The organism is Rossellomorea vietnamensis (genome assembly GCF_025398035.1).
Classification (GTDB): domain Bacteria; phylum Bacillota; class Bacilli; order Bacillales; family Bacillaceae_B; genus Rossellomorea; species Rossellomorea vietnamensis_B.
Genome location: NZ_CP104558.1, coordinates 237,001 through 255,390, shown reverse-complemented (window position 1 = coordinate 255,390; position 18,390 = coordinate 237,001). Strand labels below are relative to the sequence as shown.

Sequence of the window (18,390 nt, the reverse complement as noted above, 5' to 3'; positions counted from 1 at the left end):
CAACTTTCCAGAAAGTTTCGTTCCACAAGACCCGGAGATTTCTTCTACCTTTCACTTAAATCCTTCTCCCAAATGTTCATATCTTCCATTTTGTCAAAGATGATGCAGTTATTCGCAAGTCTCCCACCATATCTGTACCCAAGCTGGTGGAATGCAGCATTCATCCCAAATGAAAGTGCCCTGGCAATCGTATAAGCGCAAAAAATGTTCTGTTTCACTAATTCATCCTCAAGCTTCGTCAGCAGATGCTTCATATACCCGCCTTTACGATGAGAAGATCTCGTAGCACAATCCGTTAGTTCAGCATTCTTGTTGTTTGCAGATATTTCAGCAGAAGCGGCGCTGATGATCCTTCCATCCTCCTCGATATATACAAAGATTGTCCCATTTTTCATGGATTCTTTTATATAATCGGGATCTTGTAATGGTACAGGATATAGCGTGAACACTTCTTGATAGAGATCTGCTAATTTCTCTGCGTGCCCCCCGGTGGCTACAGATATCAATCCTGACCCTTCCATGGTTTTACTATTCAGCTGTTGAACCGCTTGAAGAATGTCATCCTCTTTTCTCCAAAAAGAACTATTCCTTCGATCATCCGTCAGAAATTTACTCATAAAGAAAGCACTGTCTCCCCTAAAGTAACCGTTTACTCCCCCCTCTACAATAAATCCCTTTTCCATCAGGTGGGCAACCTGATTTGACTTTGCCTTCACAATGAACTTTTCGAACTGATGGGTCTCAGCTATATTCACCATGAGCTCCAATAGCCTTCCTGCATTCCCCCTGAATTCATCCACCCGGAGTCTACGATTATAATCATCTTTATAAATGGTCGCTTCCACTTTTGGTTGTTGTATATATTCATATGTTTGCATTCTTTTAAGCCCCTTTTTAACAAACATATGAAGGCATGAGATAAGTTATGAAACAAACCACCATAAAAAGGGAACAACCTCATACTTGAATCAAGTGAGTTGTTCCTGTCTAAGGGTGAAGAAAGGGGTGGGTGTTTGACTTCGTTCTTTTGTCCTGGTGTGTCCGGGTCATGACCAATCCTCTCTCAGGCGAATGAGTATAGCATCTTATTACCTTCTACCCCATTGGGATGGAAATCATGAGGGTTTATTACACCAATCGATCATAAATCGAGAAAAAATTTCAGCCGATTGGTAAACCCTCTCTAATTCGATGTATTCATTTGCATCATGGGCCACTTCAGTTGTTCCCGGTCCAAAAATCACCACAGGCATATTGCCTCCTTGAGACAAAATCCCCCCATCCGTTCCCCAGGGTGAGGCTTCAATGATCGGCTCAGACGACATTACCTGTTCAGCATGCAGCGACAGGGTGTGTACTAATTCATGGTCACTTGGAAGGTTGCCCGGCTGCCAGCGCCCGCCAAACCATTCCACCTCGACAGGGTGTTCATCAAACCATGGATCGATTGATCTCAGCTTGGAAATTACGGTTGTGAATTCCTGTTCGACTTCATGGAGTGTCTCCCAGGGTCCGACTCCTATCCTGCCTTCAATGATAGCCGTATCCGGAACGGAAGATGGCCATTTCCCACTTTCGATTCTTCCGATATTAACGGGTAACGGGATGGGAATATTCCGATACAATGGATCATCCACCTTCTCGTTTCGTGCATTCTCCAATTGCTGAAGAACTCCAATGACCTTATATGCTTTCTCTATTGCATTTACCCCTTCATACCTCGTTCCCCCGTGTGCAGATTTTCCTTTTACCTTTAGGCGAAACCACATGGATCCTTGCTGTTTAGGGAAGATCTTCATATTGGTCGGCTCAGGAATGATGACAGCATCCGCCTTATAGCCTCTAGTCAATGTGGCTAAGGTACCCGTTCCCCCGCTTTCCTCTTCTATGACACTTTGAAAGATCACATCTCCCTTTAAAGGAATATTCAACTCCTGTATCACTTCGATGGCGAGCAGCAAAGCGACCGAACCGCCTTTCATATCCGTTGCTCCCCGCCCGTAAAGCTTCCCGTCCTCGATGAGTCCGCTATAGGGATCGTAAATCCAATCTCTTCGATCCCCTTCCGGTACAACATCGATATGTCCATTTAAAAGAAGGCTCTTTCCGCCGCCTGTGCCTTTTAAAACCCCTACCACATTGGGATTCCCTTTAAAATTAGTCCGGTCGCACTTGTAAAAGGGATGATGTTTTATATCCGTTTCTTTTATTTCCCAAATGTCCAGCTCCAAACCAAGCTTTCTGCATTTCTCTATGATGATCGCCTGCGCCTTTGATTCGTTTCCCCTGACACTATCTTCCTGGACCAGTCTTTGCAGAAGCTTTATCGTCCTTTTCTTTTTTTCTTCTATTTTTTCTTTTATGAGGCGATGAGTATCCATTTGTCTTCCTCCCCCTATCCTATAAACTTGATATCAGGGCTTATAATGTAACGGGCTTCTGTCGACTCCTCTATATCCTTCAATGTATAAGGATTGAATATCTCACGCAGGATTAAATGTTCCTCTTCCAGTGAGAATACGGCACGGTCAGTGATGATCATCGAAACACAGCGCCTGGCCGTTAATGGAAGGGTGCATTCCCTTACAATCTTGCTGCCGCCATTTTTATCTAAGTGGGTCATGAGTACAATGACTTTCTTTGCTTTGGAGGCGAGTTCCGTTGCCCCTCCCATCCCCGGTACCTTTTTGCCCGGTATGATCCAATTGGCAAGATCCCCCTTTTCACTGACCTGCAGGGAGCCAAGTATCGTCAGGTCGATCTTGCCCCGGCGGATCATGGCGAAAGCGATGGAGCTGTCTGTATAACATCCCCCCTCCATCAACGAAACCGGGAATCCCCCGGCATTGCACAGATTTTCATCTTCATGACCTTCCAAGGGTGCAGGACCGATGCCGATGATTCCATTTTCAGACTGAAATATGACCGGAAATCCTTGAGGAAGGTGATTTGGGACGAGGGAGGGAATCCCGATCCCGAGATTCACCATCATATTTTCTTTCACCTCAAGCGCTGCACGTTTTGCCATTTTATCCTTCAATTCGTTTCCCAGGCCCATTTCCAATCGACTCCTTTAGACAAGACGATATGATCCACAAACACTCCTGACGTGACGATTTCCTCGGGATCCAGCTCTCCGTAAGCAACCACTTCTTCCGTCTCGACAATCGTCACATCCGAGGCCATTGCAATAAGTGGATTCGTATTCCTTGCGCTCTTGTCATAGACAAGGTTCCCGAATGTATCGGCTTTCTTCGCATAAACAATCCCCACTTCAGCAACCAGTGCCGTCTCGAATACAAAACGTTCACCATCTACTTCAACGAATGTCTTTCCCTTATTCAAATAGGGGTCATCCACCCCTATGTCGCTGATGATCCCTTTTAATCCCACTCCGCCTGCCCTTATTCTTTCAGCTAAGATACCTTGTGGGGAGAATTCAACTTCAAGCTTCCCTTCACTCATCAATCTTCCTGCAATCGGATTAGATCCTATGTGTGAAGCAATCACTTTCCTCACTCGATTCTTTGCGACCAATTGACCGATGCCGATGTGAGGGAACCCTGTGTCGTTTCCGATAATGGTAAGATCCTTCACACCCCACTCCAGAAGATGCTTTATCATGCCAGGCGGGGAGCCAACCCCTCCAAACCCTCCAAACATCATCGTCATTTCATCATGAAAAAAGTGGCGGATCCCTTCGTAGTGGCCCAACTTATTGTGATGTGCTGACATCTACGTCACCTTCCAATTATCTGCTGCCATTTGAAAAGTCCTTCTCAACCTTTTAACCATCTCCTCAAGCTCTCTTTTCGTACTGTTCAATGGCGGTGCCACCATGATGGCAGAGCCCTTCCTGCCATCAATTCCGGCTGAAGCAGGGTATAACAGTATCCCGTTATCTACTCCATTCTGCACGATGAAAGACGTAAACCCCGCACCCCGCTCATCAAATTCAATTCCCCACATAAGGCCCCGTCCCCTGATGTCCTGAATAAAAGGAAATTCAGTCCTGCATTTTTCCAGGAGATTCTTTAAATAGGTCCCTTTCTGATCGACACCTTCAATGATCTTTTCTGATTCGATCAGCTTAAGTACAGCCAATGCCGCAGTGGCAGACATGGGGTTCCCACTAAAGGTATGGCCGCTCATGATCACTTTACTTCCCTGTACGATCGGTTCCATGACCTTTTCTGAAATGAGGGTGGCAGCAATAGGAGCATATCCGGCACTGAGGCCTTTACCTACAGCGACGATATCTGCTTTGACCCCCCATTGTTCCAGAGCTAAAAAGGTTCCCGTCCTCCCGCATCCGGTCATGACTTCGTCGGAAATGAATAATATGTCATGGGCTTCACAGATTTCTTTAATCCGCTCATAATATCCCTTTGGAGGAGTGATGGCCCCCCCAGCCGCTCCGATGATCGGTTCTGCCATAAAAGCAGCTATGTTCTCAGCCCCTATCCTCGTAATCATGGTATCCAGTTGGGACGCACATGCCAAACCGCAAGAAGGGTAAGTCTTCCCAAATGGACAGTGTGCACAATAAGGGGGTTCGATGGTTGGCCAGTCCCCTAAAAACGAATCAAACCGTTCCCTTCTTGATGGATGGCCTGAAGCAGATAAGGCCCCAAAGGTGATGCCGTGATAACTGAGCCACCGTGATAATATCTTTCTCTTCAGGGGCTTCCCTTTCTCCTGCCAATGTTGAATGGCGATCTTGATGGCTGTTTCCACTGCCTCTGATCCACTATTGACAAAGAAGGTCCAGGGATAACCAGTTTTATCATTCAAAAAGGAGGCTAACTCCTCTGCCGGCTGATTGCTGAACTGAGACCTGTACACAAAAGCCACTTTGTTTCCTTGATTCACGATTGATTGAAGGATTTCTTCCATACCATGTCCCAAATTTGCCGTCACCGCTCCAGAACAGGCATCTACGTATTCATGTCCATCGGTGTCATACAAGAAAACACCCTTCCCATAATCGATCGTTGGATATTGCTCCCCAATCAACGGTTTTATTAAATGCGAATGAGGCATTGTTCCCCCTCCTGAAAGAATCAGATTCGTACTCTCTTTCGATTCGCTCATCTGGATGCTCATAAAGATTTCCCATACCTTATTCATATGTGTGAAAAGCCGAATCTTTCATTTTTTATTTAAAAATCATCTTATCTTTGGATTTTCCCGGAAATCAGGCAATGATCGAAAGAAAGTTTCCTATTTTCTATGATTGAAATATACTAAAATTCTCAAAAATTCGACAAAATTTCTGCAAATTGACTAGATATATTAGGTCGATATGTATAAAATAATGGTAAGTTCATCCTTTGATGCTACTTTTTTCTTTATCTTCAGGAGGGGGAAACGGTGAAAAAAACAAGAGAAAAATGGCTGAAATCGCCAAAAAGAAAGAAAATGAAAAAAGAAAGACCAAAAAGAAGCTTTGGTATATTCTCATACTTTCGTACTATAAGAGGAAAAGTCGTCCTGTCATTCGGCCTTTTGACCATTGTCCTGTTGGTCCTCGCGTCTACTTCTTATATCAATATGATGAAGCTCCAGAAAGAAATCGACACGTTGATCACATATGATATGAAAGTCGATACCAAATTAAAGGATCTTTCAAAAGTATTAAACGATATCGAAATCGGGGAGCAAGGCTTCGTGATTACGGGAGCAACAGGTTTTCTTGCACCCTATCAAAATGGAAAAAGAGATGTCGAAGGCCAAATCAAAGATTTAAATTCACTTTTGAAAGATGACCCGGAACAGCTTGAGAAGATGGGGAAAATCGAAGCACAGTACGGTTTCTGGATGCAATTTGTCGATCGGGTGATCGAGACCAGAAAAGATAAGGGACTCGAAAAGGCTGCGAACCTTGTCGAAACCGGAGTTGGTAAAAAATATCTGGACGGGATCCGCTCATATGTAGATATGATCGTCGTCGACCAGCAAAAAGATCTGGATGCACGGATCGACTCTCTGACCCGTCAAGTCCAACTGTCTCAAATCGTCACCATCGGCTTATCGGCATTCGCCGTTCTATTGGCGGTATTCTTTGGAATCATTTTATCTCATACAATTAAAACCAATACAAAGAAAATCAGTACATCCATTTTGGAGATTGCCAATGCAGGTGGAGACTTAACGAAACGGATCCATGTGAAATCTAAAGATGAGCTGGCTGATCTGGCGTCGGATACGAATCAACTTATCGCCGGCATCGCCATGCTTGTAAAACAGGTTTCAGAGATGGCAGAAAATGTATCTGCCAGCAGCCAGGAGCTTCTCGCATCTGCAGAGGAAACATCGCGCACAATCACGTCCATTGCGGAAACATCGAGTGAAATTGCCGCAGGAAGCGACCAGACGACCCATCGCATGTCCTCTTCTTTAGAGAAAATGAACAGCCTGGAGGAAGCCGCCAGATTCTTATTCAACCAGGCAGAGCTTGTCAGACAAACCGCTCGTGATATGAGAGTCGTTGCTGAAAAAGGCGGAAAGACCGTCCATGCCTCTTCAACTAAAATGATGAGCATTGAAGAAACCATGTCCAATACGAGTGAAACCGTTGAAGCTCTGGGACAACGTTCAACACAGATCACCACCATTATTGGAACCATCACTGACATTGCCGAACAAACCAACCTTCTCGCTCTGAATGCTGCCATCGAAGCAGCAAGGGCAGGGGAACACGGCAGGGGATTTGCAGTTGTAGCAGATGAAGTCAGAAAGCTTGCTGAACAATCCCGCCAGGCTGCCAAGGGTGTAACGGAGATCGTCCACAGCATTCAGGAAGAAGTCAATATCATCATCAAGCAAAACTCCGACGGGGTGAAGGAAGTCATTGCAGGTGTTGAAATCACCAATGAGACCAATGCATCCCTTGAAGATATCCTGAGTCAAACGACGAAAACAACGGTGGTCGTGGATGAGATGGTCGACCATATTCAGGAAACACTGAATCTTAGTCAAGAAGTGGCCACTTCATTTGCCCATGTTAATGAAATTGCAGAGTCGACCGCATCTAACACCGAAACCACTGCAGCTGCATCAGAGGAAGGATCCGCTGCCATGGAACAAGTCACGGCAAGTGCATCTGAACTTTCCCAGCAAGCTGAAAAACTGAAAGAGTTAATTTCCAGCTTCAAAATATAATCCAAAAAGAGCTGTCTAGCGACAGCTCTTTTTTTCATCATTATTTTCAACTATCCCCTAAATGGATTAATGTCCGCAGTAACAAACGGCTCCAATAATAATCAACAGGATGAATAACACAACGATTAACGCAAAACCACTACCGCCACAACCGGCAACCGGATAAGCATATCCACCTTGATAACATGGATCACAGCCATAACCATAGTTCATACCTATCTCTCCTCAAAAAAATATTTATTTACCTTATACTCTATGTCATTCACCTAGAATGTGTTTGTGCATTCGCCCATTTTATTTGAAGGGACTTCTTTACGCATATTTTATGAGGAGCATTCGTCATTTTCAAAAGACACAGCGTCAAAACCACAATATGGTAATTCTTTTATTGAGAAAAACTTACCCCATAAAAAAAGACCGGCATCTTCGCCGGTCTTTCCACTTGCAGTTATTTCGAAGAGATTTCCAATACTTCTTCCTGTCCTGCCGTCACACTTGTCACGTCTTTTTTCACAAGGTCTCCCATGTCATCACCGTTTGTAATGATGATGGGTGTGATGGTGCTTTTCGCTTTTTCTTTTACTAGTTCCAGGTCATACGTGATCAATGGATCTCCGATACTCACTTTTGAACCTTCTGAGATATGGGCTTCAAACCCTTCACCATTCATCGAGACCGTTTCAAGTCCGATATGGATCAGGATTTCAGCGCCGTTTTTCGCCTTGATCCCAACTGCGTGTTTTGTAGGAAAAAGCTGCATGATTTCACCGTCTACAGGTGAAACGACTTTTCCTATCGTCGGATCGATGGCGATTCCGTCCCCCATCATTTTTTGTGAAAATACAGGGTCCGGCACTTCTTCGAGTGACTTCACGTTACCTGTTAAAGGTGCTACAGCATTAACCGTTTTAGGTGCTTCTTCTTTTTTGCCAAAAAGCTTTTTAAGCATCAATATTCACCTTCCTCTTCATATTTTTATATACACATATGTAACTCAAAGTAAACATGAAAAGTCTATTTTAGCACATATGTGAATGTTTTCACAGCATTTCATTATGTTAGAATAACTTCTTGTATGCCCCGTAGCCTTCCTCTTCCAACTTCTCGACTGGGACAAACCTGAGTGCTGCCGAATTGATACAATACCGGAGTTTTGTCGGACCCGGTCCATCATTGAACACATGTCCCAGATGAGAATCGGCCTCTTTGCTTCTGACTTCCGTCCGGACCATAAAGTGACTTCTATCTTCTTTTTCTGAAACCTCTTCTTCATCGATCGGTTTGGTGAAACTTGGCCAACCGCAGCCGGCATCATATTTGTCCTTCGAGCTGAAAAGAGGTTTACCCGAGACGACATCCACATAGATGCCCTCTTCGAACGTATTCCAATACTCATTTCTAAACGGCGGCTCCGTCCCATTGTTCTGGGTGACATCATATTGCTCGGGTGTCAGCTTTTTCTTTAGATCATCTTTACTCATTCTTATCCCCCCAATGATTTTCAATGAATGCAACTCTTCCAGATCCCCTGCTGTATCGTTGATAATGACCAGGGTTCTTTTTGTAATAGTCCTGATGGTATTCCTCTGCAGGATAAAATTCCTTGGCAGGTAAAATCTCTGTGGCGATTGGCTTGGAAAAGATCCCCGACTTCCCGAGCCTGTCCTTCGATTCCTCGGCCAGTCTTTTCTGCTCTTCGTCATGGTAAAAAATGACCGTTTTATACGATTGGCCCCTGTCAAAAAACTGACCGCCGGGATCCGTGGGGTCGATTTGCTGCCAGTACAGTTCCAATAACTTTTCGTAAGGAAAAACGGAAGGGTCATATTCGATTTGAACGGCTTCATAGTGCCCTGTCGTTTCTGAACATACTTCTTTATAAGATGGGTTTGGAACGTGTCCCCCTGTGTATCCGGATGTCACACTGCCGATTCCGGGCTGTTCATCAAATGGTTTTACCATGCACCAGAAACATCCTCCGGCAAACGTGGCTTTTTGATACATTTCAGTTTCTGACATGCTCGTCATCCTTTCCATAACATTCTCTTTCACTATTCCCTTTGTATGCGATTTTAACGCATTCCTGTTAAAAAGGGAAAGCATTAAGCTTAAATCAAACCTCACCATGATAAAAAAAAGAGCGCCCACCAATGGGTCACTCTTTTCGTCCTTTATTTAAGCTTTCTCTGCTTCCCTATACTTTTCCACTTCTTTCGTTCCAAAGATTCTAACCGCTTATTTCCCCGTCTTTCCATATAAGCGATTTCCCTTTGCAGCTTCTGATAGTGTTCGAGCCTCTCTTCTGAAAGGCTTCCTTCTTCAATGGACATGCGAATCCCGCAGCCTGGTTCATCTTCATGCTGGCAGTCATTGAATCGGCAGTGAAGGGCTAATTCCTCAATATCATGGTATTGTGTGGACAATCCTTCCTGCCCCTGCCATAATTGGATTTCCCTCATCCCCGGGGTATCAATGATCGCAGCACCATTTTCTAAAAGAAAAAGTTCCCGATGAGTCGTGGTATGGCGGCCCTTGTCATCGGATTCCCTTATTTCCTTTGTCTTCTGGACATCATATCCTACAAGCAGATTGGTCAGTGTGGATTTCCCCACCCCTGAAGAACCAACGAGGGCGACGGTTTGCCCCTTATCTAAATAAGGCATCAGGTCCTCTATCCCTTTCCGACTGACGGCGCTTATGGTAACGACTTTCACCCCAAGCAAAGTATTCTCCACTTCTCTTTTCTTTTCTTCTATATCGGAACATGTATCCGATTTTGTCAGGACGATGACAGGATTTGCACCGCTTTCCCAGCATAGAAGTAAATATCGCTCCATCCGTTTGCTATTGAGATCATCGTTTAATGAAGATAGGATGAAGACGGTATTGATATTGGTAGCAATGATTTGCTCTTCTGCTTCATTTCCTGCTTTTTTCCTGGAGAATTTACTGGTCCGTGGCAGTACTTTTTCAATGACCGCCCCTTCCTTGCTTAGGAGTACCCAGTCACCTACGGCGGGTAGATCTTCGCGCTGAACGGTGTCAAACCTGAGTTTACCTGAAATCTTACTTAATACTTCCCCTGTTCGTGTCATGACCATAAAGGCACCCCTTTGTTCGGTCACAACCCTTCCCAATATAAAGCCTTCTTCTGTCAGGTGATTCATCATTTCAAAAACTGTTTCGTTAGTATTCAACTTGTTTCCTCCCAAAATAAAAAATCCGTTGCGTGGTTCGACACGTCAACGGATTTTTCATGAAAGAAGAAATGAAAAAATCAAAGAATCCCGTTTAAAGTGAGTTGACGTGCAGAACCGATATAATACGTATATACATTAGCCTTTTGCTCAATTAATGATAGGTTCATATGACATCACCCACTTTCTCAATTAGTACTTTTATTATCCAATATTTTCATCCGGATTGCAAGCTATATTTCTGATTTTTATAAAAATAGGTGTTTTCACCATTTTTTCTCCCCGGCATATTCTATTGTGTTAATACTGTTAAGGGAGAGATACGGATGAGCCAACATGATTATTTGACGAAAGCTGCGATGTATGACTTGTTATCCGGTTATTATAAATATTCCGATCCGTCAATGCACGTTCATTACTACCAGAAGCATCTTAAATATATGAGGCTTGCCATGCAGGCACAGCGAGCTGACATGACAACCTCTACACAGCCTTCGTACGTCCGTGTGTTACATGCCGTCCCTGATGCACCGAATGTTGATGTATATGTGAACGGAAATCGTGTATTACGGGATGTAGCCTTCAAGGATGTGAGCGATTATTTAACTTTACCAGCCGGAAAGTATCATATTGATGTATATCCTGCAGGTACAAGTGTGACGACAGTCATCAGTAAAAAAGTGAAAATCGATCCAGGAAAAATCTACACTCTGGCAGCTGTTGGAACACTGAATAAAATGCAATTACTTCCTTATCTCGATGATCCAACTGTGCCAAGCGGAGAAACAAAGGTAAAGTTCATTCACCTTTCCCCTGATGCCCCGGCAGTCGATATAGCTGTGAAAGGCGGGGATGTCATATTCCCGGATATATCCTTTAAACAAGCAACCGATTACCTTGGCCTGATGCCAATGACCGTCAATCTCGAGGCAAGGGTCGCCGGAAGTAAAAACAGTGTACTGAGTGTTCCGAATGTGAAGCTGAGCCCGAATCAGGCTTACACGATCGTTGCCGTTGGATTAGCCAATGGAACACCGGAACTGGAAGCTCTACTGTTGAAAGGATAAAGATTTCCCATACAAAAAAGGTGACTCCAGCAGGAAGCCACCTTTTTCTTATTGTGCACGGTCGACAGGGACAAGCAGTCTGAATGAAATATTATCTTCTTTCAAATCAAATTCGTTTGCCCGTACTTTCACATCACTCTTCAGTTTCATGTCTTGCAGTGAAACGTAAATCAATTCATCATTGGGTTGAATCTTTACCCAGTCCGGAAAATTATAAGAATCTCTGATCACTTTCAATACATAGTTGACCGGAAGATTCAGTGAACCTACTGAAATGGATTTTTGTTTTAACAGAATATCCCCATTATCCAACGCCTTCGGTTCAAAGCTCAATTTAAAGTCCAGATCTGAAGTAAAGACAGGGACGGATCCGAGTAGCTCAACGTCATCCTTGAGCTGAACGTCGTAATCCACCGGCCCTTTCATACCTTCTTCTTCAATATAATGTTCAATGATAAGATTTAAATCTTTCTTGTTGGTCTCTACATTAAATCCAACTTGTTGATTTGTATTTTTGTTGTTGTCAGGCAGTGCATCATCCTTTACAGGCATAAAGATCATGGACACGATGATGACGAATCCCAGTATGATCATACCTAAAAGGACAAAGAACCCCACCTTCCATTTGTTCTTCATGACGGCTGCTCCTCTTCCTCAACAGAATCTTTTCTATCTGTCAATGTAGCTAATGTTTCCCCTTTTGCAAGATCCGTAAACATTCGGTCTGCGATCAGTTTATACCCTTCATCATTCGGATGAAAGTAGTCTTCATACAACAAAGTATCCCCTGCATCAATAAATAAGTCCTCGATTTTCACGAATAACGTCTTATCATAACCCGTCAGTACCTGTATGCTCGCTTCATTCCAATTATGAATCACCTGATTGACTTCATCAATATCCGAAAACCAAGTATTAAAAGGATTATACAGACCGACCAGGACAATGCCTGCATCGGGGTTATAAGTTCTGATCGTTTCAATGATCTCTTGTAACCGGAGTTGATATTGTCGTTTCTCCTCCTGGAATACCTCTAACTTCAAGTGTGATAAATTTTCACGAAAAATTTTCATAACATCGTTTCCACCGATGGTGATCATTACTAAATCAGATTCTTTAATGGAAGATTTCACATCTTCCTTCTTCAGCCTTTTCAGTAATTGATCGGTACGGTTTCCCCTTACTCCGTAGTTATGAAACTGGGCATCCTTAACACCATCCAATGTTTCAAGACTTTTTTCCAAATAAGGAACATACCCACCCTTTTTCGTACTGTCACCGACACCTTGAGTCAATGAATCTCCTATTGAAACCACCTTCAGGTTTTTCGGTATAAATGTTTCATTGGGACTTTCTTTATCCCACTTCGATACTTCCCTTGTAATATGATCAGCAGCATCTTCCAACGAACACCCTGCCAGGAAAAAAACAAAAGCGAGCATGAGAATGGACATTTTCTTCATATGTGTCACCTCGCTTACTCTTTTAATTATTATATCACGGTTCTTCACCTATAAAACATTAATACACTCATCCACCGGCCATCGCCAATTCTAACGGCTCGGTCCTGATTGCAAAGTAGAAAAAACTTCCTTTATAAATTGACCGTAATGGAACTGTTTTGCAATTTTATGGACCCGCCATGGTTCTTTATCCGTTGACTTCCTGAAATCCCCGACGCTCTGACCAAATGTACAACCCGTATTGACGGCAACCCGTATCGGGACTTCCTCAAATATCATCTTCCCTCCATCGGCAAGGGCCCACATGGCCACTAGGTCATGAAGGGGACTTCCAGTAATATCCGGATACGTCTTCTTGTAAAACCCGTAATAATAATCAACCATTGGTTTTATGATCTGGCCAACCTTATCATTTGATTTCAGATAAAATTCATGAAGTTGATCGATCATGAGGGGAGTTATGAGTGCATACATTGTAACATCCAATGGAATGAGGTGAATCTTCTTAGGGGCAAGCTGAATCAGGATATTCGCCGCATAAGGATCTCCATAGAAATTGGCTTCTGCTGTCGGGGTGACATTTCCAGGTACATTGAAAGCCCCACCCATCACATAAAATTCTTTCACTTTCTTCATCGTTTCCGGGTACAAAATGAAAGCAGTGGCCAATGAGGTCAATCGGCCGGCAGAGTAAATATAAAGTTCTCCTGCGTATTGATTGATGAGTTCCTTGATTTCATAGAAATTTTCACTTATGTCAGAAGCGTCGAATGCCATTTCATCCGGAACGATCGGCCCAAGTCCAGCCACCCCATGAACTTCCGGATAGAAATTCGGCCGGGTACCCGTCAAGGCAGAGACTGCACCGCCGATAACCGGGATATCGGTTATCCCCGTAATGCTTTGCAGGTATTTTACATTTTTCAATGCGGATTCTCTGGAAACATTCCCATAGTCCGAAACAATCCCAACGACTTCAATCGTATCGCTATAGTAAGCATACAGGACTGCGACGATATCATCGATTCCAAAATCTGAAATCACTAAAACTTTTTTTTATCAGACAAGCACATACACTTCCCTTCATCAAACATCCTATAATAAGGAGGAAATGCTGTCGTTCACGATTCTATCTGAGCCTTTCTTGCCTATTATATTTCTATGATATGTTGATTGTAGTTATGAGGTGGCAAGAATATTCATAAAATCAACCATAACATGGACGAACCCGTGATGGGTACCATGCTACAATAACTATATATCTAAAATGAAAGGTGATTGGAATGAAGAAAAATCTCTTTTTGTATTTCACATGTTTGATTGGTTTATTAGGATTACTTGCCGGTTGTTCAAGTGATCAGAATGAAGATCCTCATAAAGACCATACTGCGGCAAACGGGGACATCAGGGAAGAAACTGCTTCTGTCGACACCCTTCCCTCATTTCTTGACGATAAGGATGATAATATGAAACTCATCTATTCCTCGGCAGCTAAAAACCCTGATCTCCTAAAATATATTCCTTGTTATTGCGGATGCGGGGATTCAGCCGGACACGAAAGCAACCTGAATTGCTTTGTTTATAAAATGGAGGGGGACAAAGTGGTGTGGGACGACCATGGTACCAGATGTGAGCTTTGCTTGAAAATTGCAGCTGAATCCATCGTAAAATATAAAAATGGCGAATCCATCAAGCAAATCAGAACATTCATAGATGAACAATATAAAGAAGGCTACGCAAAGCCCACCCCGACTCCGATGCCATCATGATAACAGGCAGCAGGTTTTCCTGCTGTCTGTTTCATCCAGAAAAAAAGACGAAAGGATGGATTCCCTTTCGTCTTTTTTCATTAGTCTGTATAATACATGAAACCGATGGCCCCGATACCTGTATGTGTACTGATGATAGGCGTTGTCGGTGCAATTTCGATTTGATCGTATCCTGTTTTCTCTATGATCTTGGCTTTCAGGTTTTGAGCGAGATTCATTCCATCCGCATGGACGAGTCCAACTCCCCGTATGGTCTTTCCTTTCACGTCTTCCACAAATTGTGCCGTTAAATACTTCACTACCTGTGAGTGACTTCGAACCTTTGCAACGGGAGTATACTCTGCTCCTTCCAGTGATGCAATCGGCTTGATATTGAGCAGGGAACCGATCATGGCGCGCCCTTTCCCGATTCTCCCACCCTTTACAAGGTTTTCAAGGGTATCCACCACGACAAACAACTTGGTGTTGGAACGGATCTCTTCGATGGCTGCAAGGATTTCATCCATAGACTTTCCTTCTTGAGCAAGTTTGGCGGCTTCAATCACCTGAAAGGCCAATCCTTTTGAAATGAAACGGGAATCTACTACCGTCACATCTGCTGAAGACATTTCCGCAGCAGACTCTGCCGATCGAACGGTCCCACTCATATTACCGGTCATATGTATGGATAAAATGGGTGATCCATCTTTACCTAATTCATCATACAGTTCAACAAATGACCCTGCAGGCGGTTGAGAACTTTTTGGTAATTCTTTCGAGGCCTTCATTTTTTCTAAGAAGCTCAGAGGTGAAAGATCTACTCTATCTAAGTATGTTTCCCCATCAATTGAAATGGACAGAGGAACCACATGAATATCCAATTCTTTTACGACTTCATCAGATAAATCAACTGTCGAATCTGTTACAATCTTAATTTTGGTCAATTTTGCCACATCCTATCTCCCATATCATTAGTATTATATCGTTAATCGCTGAGGATTTAAATAGATAGTAAGCATTTAACTCAGGACATGGATCGATATATAAATCCCGGGATAAGCCCCTAACAGAATGGAAGTCATACAAAAAGGTCTGATCCATAGGCATCTCTAGCCTTTAGGATCAGAACCCTGCAAAACTATGCATTATTCTTTAACTCTTCTGATTGATAAATTTCTTCGTACTCTGACCATTTCGTCGTTCTCTTTAAATGTTCTCTAAAGCTGAAGATGGTCTTAGGCCCATTATGATTCATCACTTTAGTGATAAATTGATGCAGCCTGAGATTTACCCTTAGGTAGAGAGGGCTGTCTTTCTTCAATACAGGAACTTCTGAGATTTTGACCTTCCGTCCATACTTTGATTTGAACTCGATGGTTTTGGTAAGCAAAGTATCAATCCTCTTTTTCACCCGTTTATGCCTATATTATACCCTATTTAAGCCCTCATAAAATGTCAAACCGTGCAAAAGTATGAAAATTTTTTATCCTTCAGATGATACCGGAACAATGCATTCCGATGTGTCATGTTTAGGAGAGTTCACGTAGGTGGACACCCGGTAACCCTCCATCACTTCTCTTGGGAGTGGCTTTAATACGGACGCAGCCTGATCAAAGGAATATTCATCGGTGTTGAGCCATTTCTCAATATCTTCACTGTTTGTGAGCATCACAGGCATTCTTTCATGTACATCTTCAACCAGAGAATTGGCTTCGGTTGTCAGAATTGTCGATGTAGTGACCTCCCCATTCCTGTCCCATAACCCGGCAAAAACAAATGGCTTTTCTTCTTTTAATTTGAACCTTACTGGCATCCTCCCTGACTCCTCCTTCTTCCATTCATAAAAACCGTCAGCAATGATCACCATCCTTCTTGAATGCACAAGGGATTTAAAACTGGGTTTGACAAGGAGCGTTTCACTACGGGCATTGATCAATGGCTTCCACTTAGAGGCGTCAGCCCAATGGGGAACAAGCCCCCATTTGATTTCACCTGCCCTCCTCTTCCCCTTATGAGAAATAAGGGAAAGGACGTTCTGGGATGGAGCGATATTGTATCGCGGCTTCCAGTCTTCAAGAAATTCATCAATCAAATAGTGTTTTACCAATTCTTCCAAGGGGGTCGTCAAAGAAAATCTACCGCACATATTTGGCACCTCATCATCGTTTCTTTACTTAGGAATATACATCATTCCACACTCGAATCCAACCATAATACTTTACTCCTTTACTATGTTGATGATTGCACAATCGTTTAAAGAGGATTATCATGAATATATGAGACTCGTTAAGCGATCAATTTGACGATCGTAGAAAGGATGAAATCACATTGACATATGATTTCGATTTTTCAAATTGGAAAGAAGAAGTGGCGAACGCCATCACCCATGGGATCGGATTGATTCTCAGCATTCCGGCATTAGTGATGTTAATCATTTTTGCCGTTCACGAAGGATCTGCCTGGCATATTGTCAGCTTCTCGATATTCGGAGCTTCGATGATACTTCTTTATTTATTTTCGACACTCTTGCACAGCTTTAAGCCTTCTAAGGTGAAAAATCTATTTGCGATATTGGACCATTCAGCCATTTATGTGCTGATTGCAGGAACGTATACGCCATTTATGCTTGTCAGTGTGAGAGGCGCACTAGGATGGACTTTATTTGGAATTGTATGGGGTCTTGCCATAGTGGGGATCGTGTTCAAGTGTTATTTTGTTCAACGCTACCAAGTGGTATCCACCCTATTCTATCTTGTGATGGGCTGGCTCGTGATCATTGCAATCAAACCACTTTATGCCAGCTTGACAGGTGCAGGATTCGGACTTCTCTTAACAGGAGGGATCATGTACTCCGTCGGTGCCATCTTCTACGTGTGGAACAAGCTTCCTTATAATCACGCCATCTGGCACCTGTTCGTCCTTGCCGGCAGCGGTTTTATGTATTTCTGTATCTTGTTCTATGTGTAAATTCATCCTTTGAATGGATAAAAAGGTCCAGCGAATGGCTGGACCTTTTTTATTATGCTGCGATTCTCATTTCGTCCAAGGCAGCCTGAATGATTCCTTGAACCTCGATTGATAACTCCTTTACGTCTTTATCCGCTACATAGGCGGAAGAAAGGGAAGGGAGGACTTCGACATATATGTCGCAGGGCTTGATGCCGCGCCTTTGTTTTTCAAACATGTCGGCCGTCCCCTGTATGACGACCGGGACGATCGGGACGCCTGCATCCTTCGCCATCCGGATCCCTCCTGTCTTAAATTCCTTCAACGCTCCACCCTTGTTTCTGGTACCCTCAGGAAAAATTAAAAGGGAGTGCCCATTTTTCAAAACCATACCACCTTCACGGATCGACAGCACGGCCTGTCTTCGATTCTTCCGATCAATGAAAATGCATGAAATCATTTCCATCCATCCGCTTATGATCGGCAATTTCTTCACTTCCATTTTCGAAATGAATCCAAAAGGCTTTGGAATGGAACCTAACAAAACAGGAACGTCAAAATCCCCTGAATGATTGGCTACAAACAGGACCGGCCCCGCTGGAATCGCTTCCTGCCCCTTAATATGTACATTGCTTCCGGTCCGTTTCATGATTCCTCTGGACCACCTTTTAGGGAGATCATGAACAATCCCGTCCCGTTCCTCGACTGACATGTTCCTATCCAGTCTTTTTACCTTTTGAAGTGTCGGGATGCTATATAGAAGATACAGCCCCATATAGATCAAAACATACACCATTCTGAACAC

The 18,390-nt window shown here is 43.3% G+C and carries 21 protein-coding genes; 4 read left to right on the top strand and 17 right to left on the bottom strand.

From position 1 onward, the window contains the following. Positions 1-44: 44 nt before the first annotated feature. The 5 genes from ablB to N5C46_RS01370 form a co-directional block, all read right to left on the bottom strand. A complete protein-coding gene (gene ablB / locus N5C46_RS01390) occupies positions 45-878 on the bottom strand; it encodes a putative beta-lysine N-acetyltransferase (RefSeq protein ID WP_261750607.1) in 834 nt (277 codons plus the stop codon). Positions 879-1,115: 237 nt separating this feature from the next. Beyond that, positions 1,116-2,381, bottom strand: coding sequence for a peptidase (locus tag N5C46_RS01385; RefSeq protein WP_261750606.1), 1,266 nt, complete (start codon positions 2,379-2,381; stop codon positions 1,116-1,118). Between the two features lie 14 nt (positions 2,382-2,395). Then, complete coding sequence (locus N5C46_RS01380; protein ID WP_261750605.1) at positions 2,396-3,058, bottom strand: 3-oxoacid CoA-transferase subunit B; 663 nt, start codon at positions 3,056-3,058, stop codon at positions 2,396-2,398. After that, the gene (locus N5C46_RS01375) at positions 3,037-3,735 is read right to left on the bottom strand and encodes a 3-oxoacid CoA-transferase subunit A (protein WP_261750604.1); all 699 of its coding nucleotides are present in this window, start codon (positions 3,733-3,735) and stop codon (positions 3,037-3,039) included. The genes N5C46_RS01380 and N5C46_RS01375 overlap by 22 nt, the downstream gene beginning before the upstream one ends. After that, the gene (locus N5C46_RS01370) at positions 3,736-5,043 is read right to left on the bottom strand and encodes an aspartate aminotransferase family protein (RefSeq protein ID WP_261750603.1); all 1,308 of its coding nucleotides are present in this window, start codon (positions 5,041-5,043) and stop codon (positions 3,736-3,738) included. A gap of 330 nt (positions 5,044-5,373) precedes the next feature. On the opposite strand from N5C46_RS01370, the gene N5C46_RS01365 reads away from it, so the two are divergent. Beyond that, a complete protein-coding gene (locus tag N5C46_RS01365) occupies positions 5,374-7,164 on the top strand; it encodes a methyl-accepting chemotaxis protein (RefSeq protein ID WP_261750602.1) in 1,791 nt (596 codons plus the stop codon). A 66-nt stretch (positions 7,165-7,230) separates the two neighbouring features. On the opposite strand, the gene N5C46_RS01360 is transcribed toward N5C46_RS01365, so the two are convergent. The 5 genes from N5C46_RS01360 to rsgA form a co-directional block, all read right to left on the bottom strand. Further along, a complete protein-coding gene (locus N5C46_RS01360) occupies positions 7,231-7,377 on the bottom strand; it encodes a YjcZ family sporulation protein (RefSeq protein WP_079531961.1) in 147 nt (48 codons plus the stop codon). Between the two features lie 235 nt (positions 7,378-7,612). Further along, a complete protein-coding gene (locus N5C46_RS01355; protein WP_261750601.1) occupies positions 7,613-8,113 on the bottom strand; it encodes a PTS sugar transporter subunit IIA in 501 nt (166 codons plus the stop codon). 109 nt (positions 8,114-8,222) lie between these two features. Next, positions 8,223-8,645: a peptide-methionine (R)-S-oxide reductase MsrB gene (msrB, locus tag N5C46_RS01350; RefSeq protein ID WP_034758602.1), complete on the bottom strand. Its 423-nt coding sequence runs from the start codon at positions 8,643-8,645 to the stop codon at positions 8,223-8,225. Further along, positions 8,638-9,183 carry a peptide-methionine (S)-S-oxide reductase MsrA gene (gene msrA / locus N5C46_RS01345; protein ID WP_159362136.1) on the bottom strand — a complete coding sequence of 182 codons (546 nt, stop codon included), beginning with the start codon at positions 9,181-9,183 and terminating at the stop codon, positions 8,638-8,640. Before msrA ends, msrB begins: the two co-directional genes overlap by 8 nt. A 152-nt stretch (positions 9,184-9,335) precedes the next feature. Beyond that, positions 9,336-10,334, bottom strand: coding sequence for a ribosome small subunit-dependent GTPase A (gene rsgA / locus N5C46_RS01340; RefSeq protein ID WP_420720447.1), 999 nt, complete (start codon positions 10,332-10,334; stop codon positions 9,336-9,338). Positions 10,335-10,687: 353 nt separating this feature from the next. Between rsgA and N5C46_RS01335 the strand changes: the two genes are divergently transcribed. After that, entirely contained in the window at positions 10,688-11,428 is a 741-nt protein-coding gene (locus N5C46_RS01335) for a DUF4397 domain-containing protein (protein WP_261750599.1), read from the top strand. Positions 11,429-11,476: 48 nt separating this feature from the next. Here the strand turns inward: N5C46_RS01335 and N5C46_RS01330 are convergent, their stop codons facing one another. The 3 genes from N5C46_RS01330 to N5C46_RS01320 form a co-directional block, all read right to left on the bottom strand. Further along, entirely contained in the window at positions 11,477-12,064 is a 588-nt protein-coding gene (locus tag N5C46_RS01330) for a YpmS family protein (protein WP_098440100.1), read from the bottom strand. After that, complete coding sequence (locus N5C46_RS01325) at positions 12,061-12,891, bottom strand: SGNH/GDSL hydrolase family protein (RefSeq protein WP_261750598.1); 831 nt, start codon at positions 12,889-12,891, stop codon at positions 12,061-12,063. The genes N5C46_RS01330 and N5C46_RS01325 overlap by 4 nt, the downstream gene beginning before the upstream one ends. A 90-nt stretch (positions 12,892-12,981) precedes the next feature. Next, positions 12,982-13,935 carry a nucleoside hydrolase gene (locus N5C46_RS01320; protein ID WP_261750597.1) on the bottom strand — a complete coding sequence of 318 codons (954 nt, stop codon included), beginning with the start codon at positions 13,933-13,935 and terminating at the stop codon, positions 12,982-12,984. A gap of 239 nt (positions 13,936-14,174) precedes the next feature. Here N5C46_RS01320 and N5C46_RS01315 point away from each other — a divergent pair, with 239 nt between their 5' ends. After that, positions 14,175-14,660, top strand: coding sequence for a PCYCGC domain-containing protein (locus N5C46_RS01315; protein ID WP_261750596.1), 486 nt, complete (start codon positions 14,175-14,177; stop codon positions 14,658-14,660). A gap of 80 nt (positions 14,661-14,740) precedes the next feature. On the opposite strand, the gene N5C46_RS01310 is transcribed toward N5C46_RS01315, so the two are convergent. The 3 genes from N5C46_RS01310 to N5C46_RS01300 all read right to left on the bottom strand — a co-directional run bounded on the left by N5C46_RS01310 (position 14,741) and on the right by N5C46_RS01300 (position 16,785). Then, positions 14,741-15,583, bottom strand: a complete 843-nt coding sequence (locus N5C46_RS01310; RefSeq protein WP_261750595.1) for a DegV family protein — start codon at positions 15,581-15,583, stop codon at positions 14,741-14,743. 194 nt (positions 15,584-15,777) lie between these two features. Further along, positions 15,778-16,029 (bottom strand): DUF2535 family protein, encoded by a 252-nt coding sequence (locus N5C46_RS01305; RefSeq protein ID WP_098440095.1) that lies wholly within the window; start codon positions 16,027-16,029, stop codon positions 15,778-15,780. 93 nt (positions 16,030-16,122) lie between these two features. Further along, positions 16,123-16,785, bottom strand: a complete 663-nt coding sequence (locus tag N5C46_RS01300) for an SOS response-associated peptidase (protein WP_261750594.1) — start codon at positions 16,783-16,785, stop codon at positions 16,123-16,125. A 182-nt stretch (positions 16,786-16,967) separates the two neighbouring features. On the opposite strand from N5C46_RS01300, the gene trhA reads away from it, so the two are divergent. Further along, the gene (trhA, locus tag N5C46_RS01295; protein ID WP_034758579.1) at positions 16,968-17,606 is read left to right on the top strand and encodes a PAQR family membrane homeostasis protein TrhA; all 639 of its coding nucleotides are present in this window, start codon (positions 16,968-16,970) and stop codon (positions 17,604-17,606) included. 52 nt (positions 17,607-17,658) lie between these two features. On the opposite strand, the gene N5C46_RS01290 is transcribed toward trhA, so the two are convergent. Beyond that, the gene (locus N5C46_RS01290) at positions 17,659-18,381 is read right to left on the bottom strand and encodes a lysophospholipid acyltransferase family protein (RefSeq protein WP_261752248.1); all 723 of its coding nucleotides are present in this window, start codon (positions 18,379-18,381) and stop codon (positions 17,659-17,661) included. Between the last annotated feature and the right edge of the window lie 9 nt (positions 18,382-18,390).